Consider the following 14,215-nt stretch of genomic DNA (forward strand, 5'->3'; position numbering starts at 1 on the left):
ATTAGGCGAACGCCGTCGCCTTATGGCAAAATAGTGCCATACAGAAGCCAATAGGCGACGGCACGGCGAGTGCCAGCGTAATCTGGAGAAATACATGCAGCTTAAACGTGTGGCAGAAGCCAAACTGCCAACCCCCTGGGGTGATTTCCTGATGGTGGGATTTGAAGAACTGGCAACCGGGCACGATCATGTCGCGCTGGTATTTGGCGATATTTCGGGTCAAACACCGGTCCTGGCACGCGTCCATTCCGAATGTCTGACTGGCGATGCGCTTTTCAGCCTGCGTTGCGATTGCGGTTTCCAACTGGAAGCCGCGCTCACGCACATTGCTGAAGAGGGACGCGGTATCCTGCTTTACCATCGTCAGGAAGGTCGCAACATCGGCCTGCTGAATAAGATCCGCGCCTATGCGTTGCAAGATCAAGGCTACGATACCGTTGAAGCCAACCACCAGTTAGGTTTTGCTGCCGATGAGCGCGACTTCACCCTGTGCGCAGATATGTTTAAGCTGCTGGGCGTAGATGCAGTACGACTGCTGACCAATAATCCGAAGAAAGTTGAGATTCTGACCGAAGCTGGGATCAATATTGTCGAACGCGTGCCGCTGATCGTGGGCCGGAACCCGAAAAATGCGCATTATCTGGATACCAAAGCCGCCAAAATGGGCCATTTATTGAGCGAATAATCGCCCGGTAATTGCACATGCACCTGCCCCATGAAAAGCCTGCTTACGCAGGCTTTTTCACTTTTTACTTCAGCATATTACGAATCACATAGTGCAAAATACCGTCGTTCTGGTAGTAGGTTAACTCCGTCGCAGTATCGATACGACAGCGGCACATAATCACCTCTTTGCTGCCATCTGCGCGCATCATATTCACCGCAATTGTGGCGCCCGGTTGAATTGTTTGTAAATCCGTAATATCAATCACTTCCTCACCGGTGAGTCCCAACGTTTTACGCGTCACCCCTTGCGGGAACTCCAGCGGCAGGATCCCCATACCAATCAGGTTGGAACGGTGAATTCGCTCAAACGATTCTGCGATGACCACGCGAATACCCAGTAAACGTGGACCTTTCGCTGCCCAGTCGCGACTGGAGCCTGATCCGTATTCCTTACCGGCAATCACCGCCAGCGGCACGCTCTCCTGCTGATAACGCATGGCCGCATCGTAAATGGCTACCACTTCCGTCCCCGGTAAATGGCGAGTCATCCCGCCTTCAATTCCCGGCACCATTTCATTGCGGATACGAATGTTGGCAAAAGTACCTCGCATCATCACTTCATGATTTCCACGTCGTGAACCATAGGAGTTAAAATCCCGGCGCTCAACGCCGTGGCTCTGCAAATAGCGTCCTGCCGGGCTGTCCGCCTTAATGCTGCCAGCGGGGGAAATATGATCTGTGGTCACCGAGTCACCCAGCATCGCCAATATACGCGCTCCATGAATATCGTTTACCGGAGCCGGCGTAGCCTGCATGCCCTCGAAGAACGGTGACAGGCGAATATAGGTCGAGTCAGACTGCCAGCCGTAGGTGTCGACACGATCAACATTGATCGATTTCCATTCCGGCGTACCTTCAAACACTTCCGCATACTCTTTGTGGAACATCTCCGTGGATACCTGCTCGACGGCGCGGGCAATTTCCCGTGCAGAAGGCCAGATATCTTTCAGATATACGGGGTCACCTTTTTTATCGTGTCCGAGCGGATCTTTGGTCAGGTTAATGTTCATATTGCCCGCCAGCGCGTAAGCGACCACCAGCGGCGGAGAGGCCAGCCAGTTCGTTTTCACTAACGGATGAATGCGTCCTTCAAAGTTACGGTTACCGGAAAGTACCGCCCCCACCGTCAGGTCACCTTTTTTAATCGCCGTTTCAATAGGATCGGGTAACGGCCCAGAGTTACCAATACAGGTGGTACAACCATAGCCAACCAGATTGAACCCCAGTTCATCAAGGTACGGGGTCAGCCGGGCCTGCGCCAGATAGTCAGACACCACTTTTGATCCCGGTGCTAGCGAGGCTTTGACCCATGGTTGACGTTTCAGACCAAGAGTGACCGCTTTTTTCGCCAGTAAGCCCGCCGCCATCAGCACGCTCGGGTTTGAGGTGTTGGTACAGGAGGTAATAGCCGCAATCACCACCGCACCGTCTGGCAGCTGGTATTGATGACCGTTCAGAACATAGTCGACCGGCTGACTGTCTTTGTGCGAACTGTTCAGCTCAAGCTCATTGCTTGCCGCAAATGCTTTCGGGACATCCCCCAGCGCGACGCGATCCTGCGGACGCTTCGGTCCGGCCAGGCTGGCTTCCACATCGGCCATGTCCAGTTCCAGTGAACTGGTAAAGATCGGCGCATCGCCCGTATTACGCCACATTCCCTGCGCTTTGGCGTAGGACTCAACCAGCTCAACTTGCTCTTCGCTGCGACCGCTCAGGCGCATGTATTCGAGCGTGACGCCATCAATGGGGAAGAAACCGCAGGTCGCACCATACTCCGGTGCCATATTGGCAATGGTGGCACGGTCTGCCAGCGGCAGCGTGTCGAGGCCATCACCATAGAATTCAACAAATTTACCGACCACACCGTGCTTACGCAGCATCTGGGTCACGGTCAGGACCAGATCGGTGGCGGTGATCCCCTCACGTAGTTTTCCATCCAGCTTGAAGCCCACGACATCCGGGATCAGCATCGAGACCGGTTGCCCCAGCATCGCGGCTTCTGCTTCAATTCCGCCCACGCCCCACCCCAGTACACCAAGGCCGTTAATCATCGTAGTGTGGGAGTCGGTACCAACCAGCGTGTCCGGGTAAGCCACCCACTCGCCATCCTGCAATTCACTCCACACCGCTTTTCCCAGGTATTCGAGGTTAACCTGGTGGCAGATCCCCGTCCCCGGCGGTACAACGCTGAAGCGGCTGAATGCCTGCTGCCCCCATTTCAGAAACACATAGCGCTCGTGGTTACGCTCCATTTCCAGGCGAACGTTCTCTTCGAACGCATCATCATCACCGAAGTGGTCTACCGTCACCGAGTGGTCAATCACCAGATCAACAGGTGAAAGCGGGTTCACTTTAGCCGTATCACCGCCGAGGCGTTTAACCGCTTCGCGCATGGCCGCCAGATCGACCACCGCCGGAACGCCGGTAAAATCCTGCATCAGTACACGGGCGGGTCGATAGGCAATCTCGCGATCGGCATGGGCATTGTCCAGCCATCGAGCCAGAGAATGAATATCTTCTTCAGTAACTGAATCACCGTCCTGCCAGCGCAGCAGGTTTTCCAGCAAGACTTTTAGCGATTTGGGTAGACGGGTGATATCACCCAATGATTTGGCAGCCAGCGGCAAACTGTAGTAGCGGTAGGTTTTATCTTTAACCTGCAATGTGTCCTTACTGGCTTCGCGTAGGGTCGACGACATAGCTCCTCCTTAAATGACAGGGTGGCATCCCCTGACTTTTCTCAGGGTTAGTATTAAAGATAACACAAACAAAATGTAACGCTTTGATAACAACTCAAATTGATAAAAGCGGAGAAGCATAAATGGCGATACAAGGGGATTACGGCGTGAAGGTGGAATTACGTCATTCACTCTTCAATACGGTGAACTAATTCTAATGAAGATATAGCCAAAATAATTAGAGCGGCATGAAGGCGGCAAGTGAGTGAATCGCCAGGAGCATAGATAACTATGTGACTGGGGTGAACGAACGGAAATAACGCACATGCTGCTTTAAGTATGACGGCTATAAAACGCGGGTTAATTATTGTTTCTGTTCTTCATCTTCATCAAATAGATCAATAAAAGCCTGCTGTGCCGGGGAAAGTTGCCACGCGTCAGGAATATTCTTTCTACATTCAGTAGTCGCATCCTGCGCTGGCTCATTGTCTTGCTGAGAAGGTGTAGACGTGGGTTGCTGCTGTTGCACGGACATGACTAACTCCACACATTCCAAACCACGAGCGCAACAACAATCCAGAACAGGACTGAACCGAGAAAGACCGTGAACCATGCTTTACGTTTCAGCGCGGGATCCCGGCGTGCTGGCTGGTTTCCAGAAGGCATCGCTAACCTCATACTATCGAAATCACTTATCATATTGGCACCAAACGATTGGTACAATTAATCATCAGATAAGAGAAATCCTAAAGAAAAAGGCGTGAAAAAGCCAGTTAATTTTCGAATCCTGAGCCGTGAATAAATCAATTGTTTGATCCGATTTAAATATTTGACAGGGTTTTGAGCAGATTTTCTAATTTAAAACTACTTTGGCGAACATTCCCCTTAAATAATATGCGGTTAATATAACTAATTCAGACTTGCCCGTCGGTAGCGTTTTTCATACTGAGATACCGACGAGCGCTGGCCCGTTATTATTTTTCCGGCAATTTAATATCTTTAAACATTGCTTCAATGTCATCGTTAGAACGTAACGCGACCGCCGTATCCACTACATCGCGCGTCAGATGCGGCGCAAAACGCTGAATAAAATCATACATGTAACTGCGCAGGAACGTACTACGACGAAAACCGATTTTGGTGGTGCTATGGCTAAAGACATCATGCGCATCAACCCGTACCAAATCCGGATCGGAAATCGGATCGACCGCCATGCTGGCAATCACGCCCACGCCCAGTCCGAGTCGCACATAGGTTTTAATAACATCCGCGTCGGTCGCGGTAAAGACAATACGCGGCTCCAGCCCCGCGCGGTTAAACGCGGTGTCGAGTTCTGAACGTCCGGTAAAGCCAAAGGTGTAGGTCACCAGCGGGTATTGCGCCAGTTCTTCAATCGACACGGAGGATTTACCCGCCAGCGGATGGTCCGGCGTGACAACAATCGAACGATTCCAGTGGTAGCACGGCAGCATCACCAGATCGTCGTACAGGTGCAGCGCTTCGGTTGCAATGGCAAAATCTGCGTTGCCTTTCGACACGGCTTCCGCAATTTGGGTCGGCGAGCCCTGATGCATATGCAAAGAGACGCGAGGATAACGCTCAATAAAGCCTTTAATCACGTTAGGCAGCGCATAGCGCGCCTGCGTGTGGGTGGTCGCAATATACAGCGAGCCTTTGTCCGGCCAGGTATGTTCACCGGCAACCGACTTAATGGCATCTACCTTAGACAGAACTTCGCGCGCAATACGAATGACTTCCTGCCCTGCCGGGGTAACCTGCGTAAGGTGTTTACCGCTACGGGCAAAAATCTGGATACCCAGTTCGTCTTCCAGCATACGAACTTGCTTACTGATACCCGGTTGAGAGGTATAGAGCCCTTCGGCCGTTGAGGAGACATTAAGGTTGTGGTTAACCACCTCAACAATATAGCGAAGTTGCTGTAATTTCATGTTAGACCATCCAGATTAGCGGCATCAGACCATCGTTTATGAGCAGGCTGAATCGCGCTGCTAATACGATTTAATAATAAAAAGTTTGTTAACTATAACCACTATATCATTTTAATCAGAGCTGTATAGATACCGTCACCTATAAAAAAGGGCCGCTTACGCGACCCTTTAAGGCGATGTCAAACTGTCGGGCTGTTACTTCTTGCCTTCTACTAATTTACCGTCAACAAAGAATGCAGACCAGCCGGTCGCCTTACCGTCTTTCTCGGCAGACACATACTGCTGCTTGGTTTTACGGCTAAAACGCACCATCGCTTTGTTGCCATCCGGATCGGTCTGCGGCGCATCGGCAAGGTAGCGCAGTTTTTCCGGCAGACGATCGCGGAAGCGGTACAGCTCTTCCACTAACGGCGCACGCGTCTCACGCGATTTCGGGAAGGTATTCGCCGCCAAGAAGATACCTGCTGCGCCATCACGTAACACGAAATACGCGTCCGATTTTTCACACGGCAATTCCGGCAGTGGAACCGGATCTTCCTTCGGTGGCGCAACTTCGCCATTACGCAGGATCTTACGGGTGTTTTTACACTCGTCGTTAGTACACGCCATGTATTTACCGAAACGCCCCATTTTCAGGTGCATTTCAGAACCACATTTCTCGCACTCGACGATCGGACCGTCGTAGCCCTTGATGCGGAACTCGCCTTCTTCGATTTCGTAACCGTCGCAGGTTGGGTTGTTACCACACACATGCAGCTTACGTTTTGGATCGATGAGGTAGCTGTCCATCGCCGTGCCGCACTTCTGGCAACGGCGCTTCGCGCGTAACGCGTTAGTTTCCGCGTCATCGCCTTCCAGCACGTTCAGCACTTCGTTTTCCGGCACCAGGTTAATGGTGGTTTTGCAGCGCTCTTTTGGTGGCAGCGCGTAACCGGAACAACCGAGGAATACACCGGTACTGGCGGTACGGATACCCATCTGACGACTACAGGTTGGACAGTCGATGCTGGTCAGAACCATCTGGTTCGGACGCATACCGCCCTCTTCAGGATCTTTCTCGGCTTTATCGAGTTGCTGAGTAAAATCACTGAAGAAGTTGTCGAGCACGCCCTTCCATTCGGCTTCGTGTTTCGCCACCTGGTCGAGACTGTTTTCCATCTGCGCGGTGAAATCGTAGTTCATCAATTCGCGGAAGTTTTCTTCCAGGCGGTCGGTGACGATTTCACCCATTTTTTCTGCGTAGAAACGACGGTTCTCAACACGGACATAGCCGCGATCCTGAATCGTAGAGATGATCGACGCATAGGTAGATGGACGACCGATACCGCGCTTTTCAAGCTCTTTAACCAGTGACGCTTCGCTGAAGCGCGCAGGCGGTTTGGTAAAGTGCTGCGCGGGGGTCAGTTCAACCAATGTCAGCACATCGCCTTTATCCACCGCCGGTAAGATACGATCTTCATCGCCTTTACGCAGGGCTGGCATGACCTTAGTCCAGCCATCAAACCGCAGAATACGACCGCGCGCCTTCAGGCGGTAATCACCTGCGCCAACGGTCAGCGTGGTGGAGTCATATTTAGCTGGCGTCATCTGACAGGCGACAAACTGACGCCAGATCAGCTGATACAGTTTTTGCGCATCAGCTTCCATATCTTTCAGCGATTCAGCCAGTACGGCGACGTCTGAAGGACGGATGGCTTCGTGCGCTTCCTGCGAGTTTTCTTTACTGGCGTACTGGTTTGCGCTCTCCGGCAAATACTTTTTACCAAAGTTTTCGCCGATGTAATCGCGGACCATAGAAACCGCATCCTGGCTCAGGTTGGTTGAGTCAGTACGCATATAGGTGATGTAGCCCGCTTCATACAAGCGCTGCGCCATCATCATGGTTTTCTTCACGCCAAAGCCCAAACGGGTGCTGGCAGCCTGTTGCAACGTAGAGGTGATGAACGGCGCGCCAGGTTTGCTGCTGGTCGGCTTATCTTCACGCTCCAGCACGCTGTAACGTGCTTTTTCCAGCAGGCTTACCGCAGCAAGTGTCTGTTCGCGGTTAACCGGACGGAACGGCTTCTCGTTGTGGTGCGTGACTTCCAGTGGCAGCGCGTCACCGGAAGGCGTCGTGGTGCTGGCATCTATTTCCCAGAATTCTTCCGGAACGAATGCCTTGATCTCACGTTCACGCTCTACAACCAGGCGCACGGCGACCGACTGTACGCGACCGGCAGACAGGCCACGAGCAATCTTTTTCCACAGCAGCGGCGATACCATATAGCCCACAACGCGGTCCATAAAGCGGCGTGCCTGTTGCGCATTGACACGGTCGATGTTCAGTTCGCCCGGCTTTTCAAACGCCTGCTGAATGGCATTTTTGGTAATTTCATTAAACACCACGCGACTGTAGCGGGTGTCGTCGCCCCCGATCACTTCCCGCAGGTGCCATGCAATGGCTTCCCCTTCGCGGTCAAGGTCAGTTGCGAGATAGATGTGGTCGGCCTTTTCAGCCAATTGTTTCAGTTCAGAGACGACCTTTTCTTTACCGGGCAGCACTTCATAGCGCGCATCCCAGTTGTGCCACGGGTCAACCCCCATACGGTTGACGAGAGCGCCACGTTCATCCTTTTTGGGCTTTTTAGCCGTTTTGGTGGCGGTTGAGTCGGCGCTCTTTTTAGTTGCTGAGCCACTGGTCGGCAAATCACGGATATGACCGACGCTGGATTTCACCACGTAGTCATTACCCAGATATTTGTTGATCGTTTTGGCTTTTGCCGGGGACTCAACGATGACAAGAGCTTTACCCATATTCACCTTTACCTAATTTGATTCTTCCAGGAATGCGTCGCGCGTTGATTCACCTTCCACTGGCGACGAGACATCGATATGGTCTCTGCGTCGGCGGATATCAACCCTGGTACCGGTCGCGGGTTCGTAATGTAACTCCCATCTAACTGAGTTAACAGGATTTTTTTCACGAATTCGCTAAAGCACGACGGAATATTGGTCGAATGTCAAGCAAATCTGTTGCCAGATTGACGAAAGCGTCACACTGTACCTGATAAAATGCGTTACGCAACTTTATTAGCATGCAAAAACAAATCTCGCCAGTAGGCACACTATCGTAAGACCCGCTCTTTTATCAGGGAATATTTGCCCATAAGGCGGGCTCGGCGTAGACTAATGTCCTTGTTTAAGGAGTAAATAATGCATAAAGACACTCAACCCATCGATCGCGAAACTCTGCTGATTGAAGCCAACAAAATCATTCGTGAGCATGAGGACACGCTGGCGGGGATTGTCGCCACCGGCGTCACACAGCGTAATGGCGTGCTGGTTTTCAGCGGAGATTACTTTTTAGATGAACAAGGGCTTCCTACGCCAAAAAGCACCGCAGTGTTTAATATGTTTAAACACCTGGCGCATGTCCTTTCTGAAAAGTATCACCTGATCGATTAATACAAGAAATGATTTGCCGGATGGCGGATCCGCCTTATCCGGCCTACGATGCGACAATCCTGTAGGCCGGATAAGATGCTTTAGCATCGCCATCCGGCAATGACAATTTTACATCAACGGTTTTTGACCACGCTGCCACCAGCGCAGCAGCAAGCGATCCGCACTTTCCGCTGCACTACCGGTGAAACGGTCCATCAGTTTTTTGCGCTGCAGATAGCGTACGTTAAGCACTTCGCGACCCTCCATCAAACTCAGGATCACCTCATCGCTGGTATTGATCTCATCCACCAGCCCATTTTCCAGCGCCTGTTGACCGAACCAGTGTTCCCCAGTGGCAACCTGTTCAATGTCCAGAGTCGGACGCATACGGTGCACAAAATCTTTAAACAGGTGATGCGTTTCGTTCAGGTCTTCGCGGAATTTCTGACGACCCTCTTCCGTGTTCTCACCAAGCAGCGTCAACGTCCGTTTGTATTGCCCGGCAGTGTGCAACTCAATATCAATGTCTTTGCCTTTCAGGAAACGGTTAAAGTTAGGGATCTGCGCCACCACGCCAATTGAGCCAACAATAGCAAACGGTGCCGAAACAATTTTATCTGCCACGCAGGCCATCATGTATCCGCCGCTGGCGGCAACTTTATCGACCGTCACCGTTAATGGGATCTGCTTATCGCGCAGACGCTGCAATTGTGATGCCGCCAGCCCATAGCCATGCACCACACCACCGGGGCTTTCTAGGCGAATAACCACCTGATCTTGTGGTTTTACTACCGCCAGTACCGCCGTCACCTCTTCACGCAGCGCGCTGACTTCATGGGCATCCATACTGCCTTTAAAATCAAGCACCCAGACACGCGGTTTACCCGATGATGTATTCTCTCCCAATTTTGCTTTGGCTTTGGCCGCCTTCGCTTCCAGCTTGTGCTTTTTTTTCTGCGCTTTATGCCAGAGCTTTTGTTGGTGGCTGTCCAGTAAAGACATCGCCAGGTCTTCTTTGATCTCTTTATATTGTTCACTGAGATTAATGACCCGGAGTTCACCGCGCTGACGCTTGCGTTGTGTCGCATTGACGATCAGCATAACAATCACCGCAATCGCCACTACCACTGTGACGATTTTTGCCAAAAACAGCCCATATTCAGACAACAATTCCACGAATTCCACCTTGGTTAAACAACGCAACTTTCGCTCAGTGTACAACAGGTGTGTTAACCCGTCTTGCTTCATCCATCCGCATGGTAATCGGTAAAAAGCATGACAAAGTGTTCATTTTACGGTGTTATTACCTTTGGCTGATTGAAAAATAGCAGGGTTTAAGGCATAAAACCGACAAGTTCTAGAAAACGGGATGGCCAGAGCGTCGCCGAGGAGTAACCGTGCATTACCAACCCAAACAAGATCTGTTACAGGATCGCATTATTCTGGTCACCGGAGCCAGCGATGGCATCGGTCGAGAAGCTGCGCTGACCTATGCCCGCTACGGTGCAACCGTGATTCTGCTCGGGCGCAGTGAAGAAAAACTTCGTCAGGTCGCCCAGGCCGTTTCCGCAGAAAACGGCGTGCCCGCGCAGTGGTTTACGCTGGATCTGCTGACCTGTACTTCCACTGAGTGCCATGAACTGGCGCAGCGAATCAACGCCCATTACCCGCGTCTGGATGGCGTGTTGCATAATGCCGGGTTACTGGGTGAAATCGGTCCGATGATCGAACAAACTCCGCAGGTCTGGCAGGAGGTCATGCAGGTAAACGTCAATGCCACCTTTATGCTGACCCAGGCGCTGCTCCCTTTGTTGCTTAAGTCTGATTCTGGGTCGCTGGTCTTTACCTCATCCAGCGTTGGTCGTCAGGGACGCGCCAACTGGGGGGCCTATGCAACCTCGAAGTTTGCCACCGAAGGCATGATGCAGGTGCTGGCAGACGAGTATCAAAACCATCATTTGCGCGTAAACTGTATTAATCCTGGCGGCACGCGTACCGGCATGCGTGCCAGCGCATTCCCGACAGAAGATCCACAAAAATTAAAAACACCCGCCGACATTATGCCGCTGTACCTGTGGCTGATGGGCGACGACAGCCGGCGTAAAACCGGTATGACCTTCGACGCCCAACCGGGCCGTAAACCAGGAATTGCCCAATGAGTGAAGAACGCTATCAGCAACGCCAGCAGCGCGTAAAAGACCGTGTTGACGCACGCGTTGCCGCCGCAAAGGACGAGCGCGGTATCATCATCGTCTTTACCGGCAACGGTAAAGGGAAAACCACCGCCGCATTTGGTACCGCCACGCGCGCGGTCGGTCACGGTAAAAAAGTCGGCGTGGTGCAGTTCATTAAAGGCACGTGGCCCAACGGCGAACGAAACTTACTGGAACCCCACGGCGTGGAGTTTCAGGTCATGGCGACAGGATTTACCTGGGAGACGCAAAACCGAGATTCTGACACCGCTGCCTGTCTGGCCGTGTGGGAGCACGGTAAACGGATGCTGGCCGATCCTGAGCTGGATATGGTGGTGCTGGATGAGTTGACGTACATGGTGGCGTATGACTATCTACCGCTGGAAGAGGTGCTCGACGCCTTAAGCGCGCGCCCTTCTCACCAGACAGTGATTATCACTGGTCGAGGATGCCATCGCGATATTTTGGAATTAGCTGATACGGTCAGCGAGTTGCGCCCGGTCAAGCACGCCTTTGAGGCGGGGGTGAAAGCCCAAATAGGGATCGATTATTGAGTGTAGGCCGGATAAGGCGTTTGCGCCGCATCCGGCTCCACGCTAACGCCTGATGGCGTTTTGCTTATCAGGCCTACTCATGATTAACCGTTGTTGTTACGACCGCCCGGACGACGGCTACCGCCGACCTGGGTGTGACGTTTAACTGCACGGCGGATCTGGTTCGCTTTCATGCGACGACGGTCTTTCTCAACAGCAACCTTCGAGCTGGTTTCCGGCTGCAGTTCCACCAGTTGACGCAGATAGTTTGTCTGGGCGAGATCAAGCTCCGTCCAGCCACCACGCGGCAGACCTTTCGGCAGAGGAATATCACCGTAACGTACGCGGATCAAACGGCTCACCTGCACGCCAACGGCTTCCCACAGGCGACGCACTTCGCGGTTACGCCCTTCGGTCAAGGTGACGTTATACCACTGGTTAATCCCTTCACCACCGCTGAACTTGATGGTTTTAAATGCGGCCGGACCATCTTCGAGTTGCACGCCACGGCTCAGGTCACGCAGTTTCGTTTCATCCACCTGACCAAACACACGCACCGCGTATTCACGCTCAACTTCACGGCTCGGGTGCATCAGACGGTTCGCCAGTTCACCATCGGTGGTGAACAGCAGTAAACCACAGGTATTCACGTCCAGACGACCCACCGCAATCCAGCGCGCATCGCGCAGTTTTGGTAGACGGTCAAAGACGGTCGGACGACCTTCCGGGTCGTTACGGGTACACAATTCACCTTCCGGCTTGTAATACGCCAGAACGCGGCAGATTTGTTCCGCAGATTCTTTAACCGAAATCAGATGACCGTCGATACGGATTTTCAGACCCGGTGTTACGTCAACGCGATCGCCAAGCGTGGCAATTTTGCCGTCAACGCTCACGCGACCTGCTGCAATAATGGTTTCAATTTCACGGCGAGAACCGTGGCCAGCGCGCGCCAGCACTTTTTGTAACTTTTCGCTCATAGAGCTTCCTTTAGGTGTCGCCTTCACAGGCGTCGAACAGGAGAATCAACGGCGCCAGTTAGCGCCATTTTAAGGCCGCGTAGTATACCGAGTTGCGCCCTTATAAGAAAGGTTTAACGTCGCCGACGCCTTCACGCAACACCACCGGCGAGTCATCGGTTAAATCGATAACCGTGGTGGGCTGTTGACCGAGATACCCGCCGTGGATAATCAAATCTACCTGCTTCTCCAGACGCTCTTTAATCTCTTCCGGATCGGACTCGGTAAATTCGCTACCTGGCAGCATCAGCGAAGTGGAGAGCATGGGCTCGCCCAACGCTTCCAGCAACGCCAGCGCAATCGGATTGGACGGTACGCGCAGACCGATGGTTTTACGTTTTTCCTGCAGCAACCTGCGCGGCACTTCTTTCGTCCCTTTCAGGATGAAGGTGTAGTTGCCCGGCGTATTGTTTTTAATTAAACGAAAAGCAACGTTGTCCACGAACGAATACGTCGACAGTTCGGACAGGTCACGGCACATCAACGTGAAGTTGTGTCCATCGGGCAGATGACGGATACGGCAAATACGCTCCATCGCCCCTTTGTCTTCGATTTTGCAGCCTAACGCATAGCCGGAATCAGTGGGATAAACGATCACCCCACCTTTACGCACAATTTCAACGGCCTGATTGATCAGGCGTTGCTGTGGGTTATCAGGATGGATATAAAAAAACTGACTCATACTTTCCTCTCAGTGGTCTCGGGCTGTTCCCAAAGCTGCCAGACGCCTTCAACGCCTGCGGGCAACCAGAGCTTACGACCCAATTCAATCCACGGGCACGGCTGATGAAAATCAGACCCTTGTGATGCCCACAGCTGATGCTGACGCGCCAGCGTCGCCAGATGGGTACGCTCATTGGGAGACTGTTGACACTGTGCCACTTCCATCGCATCACCATGATGTTCGGCAAACCAGGCAACCAGTCTTTTCAGCCACTTAGCGCTAAGATCGTACCGACCAGGATGAGCCAGTACCGCCTTACCGCCAGAATGATGAATGACATCAATAGCTTGTTCTATTGTACACCACTGTGGCGGAACGTAACCGGTTTTCCCGCGGGCAAGGTATTTTTTAAACACGTCAGCCATGGTCGTGGCTTTGCCACTCTCAACCAGGAAACGCGCAAAATGGCCTCTCGTGACGGCCCCTCCGTCAGCCAGACGTAACGCGCCTTCCCACGCGCCCGGGATATGTGCTTTGTCCAGTCGCTCAGCAATTAGCTGCGCACGCAGCTGACGACGCGCGGTTTGTTCTGCCAGAAACGCACGCATCATGGGGTGGTCGATATCGATATTCAGGCCGACGATATGGATCTCGTGGTTTTCCCAGACCGTGGAAATTTCAACGCCCGCTATCAACTTCAAGGCTAAACCTGAACGTGAAATTTCTTCTCTTGCCGCCGGAATCGCTGCCGTGGTGTCATGATCGGTAATCGCCAATGTCCCGACTCGCATCTCTACCGCACGGTGTACCAATGCTTCAGGTGTCAATCGTCCATCGGACGCCGTTGTATGACTGTGCAGGTCGTAAATCACTGCGTAATTCGTGTCGCTCAAGGCGGCTCCCGTTTCAATAAATGTCGTATCACGCTCATCATAGCGTTTTAGACAAATTTACTGAAATCAGGTGTTGACTTTATTCCATTGAACTAGTTAACTAGTACGCAAGTTCACATGAAGAAAGAAGGTATCTGA

Annotated in this window: 13 protein-coding genes; 4 read left to right on the plus strand and 9 right to left on the minus strand. The window is 52.4% G+C overall.

Annotation, left to right across the window (positions count from 1 at the left end; all coding sequences use genetic code 11):
• The first annotated feature begins 94 nt into the window (after positions 1–94).
• Positions 95–685: a GTP cyclohydrolase II gene (gene ribA / locus FDX22_RS06520; RefSeq protein ID WP_096756827.1), complete on the plus strand. Its 591-nt coding sequence runs from the start codon at positions 95–97 to the stop codon at positions 683–685.
• A 64-nt stretch (positions 686–749) separates the two neighbouring features.
• Here ribA and acnA read toward each other — a convergent pair whose 3' ends face one another.
• The 5 genes from acnA to topA all read right to left on the minus strand — a co-directional run bounded on the left by acnA (position 750) and on the right by topA (position 8,146).
• Entirely contained in the window at positions 750–3,425 is a 2,676-nt protein-coding gene (gene acnA, locus FDX22_RS06525) for an aconitate hydratase AcnA (RefSeq protein WP_115258323.1), read from the minus strand.
• Between the two features lie 343 nt (positions 3,426–3,768).
• Positions 3,769–3,939 carry a hypothetical protein gene (locus FDX22_RS29990; RefSeq protein WP_168246952.1) on the minus strand — a complete coding sequence of 57 codons (171 nt, stop codon included), beginning with the start codon at positions 3,937–3,939 and terminating at the stop codon, positions 3,769–3,771.
• 2 nt (positions 3,940–3,941) lie between these two features.
• Positions 3,942–4,082 (minus strand): YmiA family putative membrane protein, encoded by a 141-nt coding sequence (locus FDX22_RS06530; protein WP_213083822.1) that lies wholly within the window; start codon positions 4,080–4,082, stop codon positions 3,942–3,944.
• 296 nt (positions 4,083–4,378) lie between these two features.
• The gene (gene cysB, locus FDX22_RS06535; protein WP_115258322.1) at positions 4,379–5,353 is read right to left on the minus strand and encodes an HTH-type transcriptional regulator CysB; all 975 of its coding nucleotides are present in this window, start codon (positions 5,351–5,353) and stop codon (positions 4,379–4,381) included.
• A 195-nt stretch (positions 5,354–5,548) separates the two neighbouring features.
• A complete protein-coding gene (topA, locus tag FDX22_RS06540; protein WP_146716897.1) occupies positions 5,549–8,146 on the minus strand; it encodes a type I DNA topoisomerase in 2,598 nt (865 codons plus the stop codon).
• A 399-nt stretch (positions 8,147–8,545) separates the two neighbouring features.
• Here topA and FDX22_RS06545 point away from each other — a divergent pair, with 399 nt between their 5' ends.
• Entirely contained in the window at positions 8,546–8,797 is a 252-nt protein-coding gene (locus FDX22_RS06545) for a YciN family protein (RefSeq protein WP_003020616.1), read from the plus strand.
• Between the two features lie 108 nt (positions 8,798–8,905).
• Here FDX22_RS06545 and sohB read toward each other — a convergent pair whose 3' ends face one another.
• Positions 8,906–9,952, minus strand: coding sequence for a protease SohB (gene sohB / locus FDX22_RS06550; RefSeq protein WP_146716898.1), 1,047 nt, complete (start codon positions 9,950–9,952; stop codon positions 8,906–8,908).
• Between the two features lie 221 nt (positions 9,953–10,173).
• Between sohB and FDX22_RS06555 the strand changes: the two genes are divergently transcribed.
• Together FDX22_RS06555 and cobO are read left to right on the plus strand one after the other, a co-directional pair.
• Positions 10,174–10,935: a YciK family oxidoreductase gene (locus FDX22_RS06555; protein ID WP_146716899.1), complete on the plus strand. Its 762-nt coding sequence runs from the start codon at positions 10,174–10,176 to the stop codon at positions 10,933–10,935.
• Positions 10,932–11,522: a cob(I)yrinic acid a,c-diamide adenosyltransferase gene (cobO, locus tag FDX22_RS06560; protein ID WP_096756819.1), complete on the plus strand. Its 591-nt coding sequence runs from the start codon at positions 10,932–10,934 to the stop codon at positions 11,520–11,522. Before FDX22_RS06555 ends, cobO begins: the two co-directional genes overlap by 4 nt.
• 83 nt (positions 11,523–11,605) lie before the next feature.
• Here the strand turns inward: cobO and rluB are convergent, their stop codons facing one another.
• The 3 genes from rluB to rnm all read right to left on the minus strand — a co-directional run bounded on the left by rluB (position 11,606) and on the right by rnm (position 14,077).
• Positions 11,606–12,481: a 23S rRNA pseudouridine(2605) synthase RluB gene (rluB, locus tag FDX22_RS06565; RefSeq protein WP_096756818.1), complete on the minus strand. Its 876-nt coding sequence runs from the start codon at positions 12,479–12,481 to the stop codon at positions 11,606–11,608.
• 100 nt (positions 12,482–12,581) lie between these two features.
• Positions 12,582–13,202, minus strand: a complete 621-nt coding sequence (locus tag FDX22_RS06570) for an L-threonylcarbamoyladenylate synthase (protein ID WP_117342893.1) — start codon at positions 13,200–13,202, stop codon at positions 12,582–12,584.
• Complete coding sequence (gene rnm / locus FDX22_RS06575; RefSeq protein WP_115258317.1) at positions 13,199–14,077, minus strand: RNase AM; 879 nt, start codon at positions 14,075–14,077, stop codon at positions 13,199–13,201. The genes FDX22_RS06570 and rnm overlap by 4 nt, the downstream gene beginning before the upstream one ends.
• Between the last annotated feature and the right edge of the window lie 138 nt (positions 14,078–14,215).

It is taken from the genome of Citrobacter sp. TBCS-14 (assembly GCF_005280805.1).
Classification (GTDB): Bacteria; Pseudomonadota; Gammaproteobacteria; order Enterobacterales; family Enterobacteriaceae; genus Citrobacter; species Citrobacter gillenii.

Excerpts from the sequence above, each read along its gene's own strand:
- ribA (WP_096756827.1), top strand. The coding sequence starts at position 95 with ATGCAGCTTAAACGTGTGGCAGAAGCCAAACTGCCAACCCCCTGGGGT.
- acnA (WP_115258323.1), bottom strand. The coding sequence starts at position 3,425 with ATGTCGTCGACCCTACGCGAAGCCAGTAAGGACACATTGCAGGTTAAA.
- FDX22_RS29990 (WP_168246952.1), bottom strand. The coding sequence starts at position 3,939 with ATGTCCGTGCAACAGCAGCAACCCACGTCTACACCTTCTCAGCAAGAC.
- FDX22_RS06530 (WP_213083822.1), bottom strand. The coding sequence starts at position 4,082 with ATGAGGTTAGCGATGCCTTCTGGAAACCAGCCAGCACGCCGGGATCCC.
- cysB (WP_115258322.1), bottom strand. The coding sequence starts at position 5,353 with ATGAAATTACAGCAACTTCGCTATATTGTTGAGGTGGTTAACCACAAC.
- topA (WP_146716897.1), bottom strand. The coding sequence starts at position 8,146 with ATGGGTAAAGCTCTTGTCATCGTTGAGTCCCCGGCAAAAGCCAAAACG.
- FDX22_RS06545 (WP_003020616.1), top strand. The coding sequence starts at position 8,546 with ATGCATAAAGACACTCAACCCATCGATCGCGAAACTCTGCTGATTGAA.
- cobO (WP_096756819.1), top strand. The coding sequence starts at position 10,932 with ATGAGTGAAGAACGCTATCAGCAACGCCAGCAGCGCGTAAAAGACCGT.
- rluB (WP_096756818.1), bottom strand. The coding sequence starts at position 12,481 with ATGAGCGAAAAGTTACAAAAAGTGCTGGCGCGCGCTGGCCACGGTTCT.
- FDX22_RS06570 (WP_117342893.1), bottom strand. The coding sequence starts at position 13,202 with ATGAGTCAGTTTTTTTATATCCATCCTGATAACCCACAGCAACGCCTG.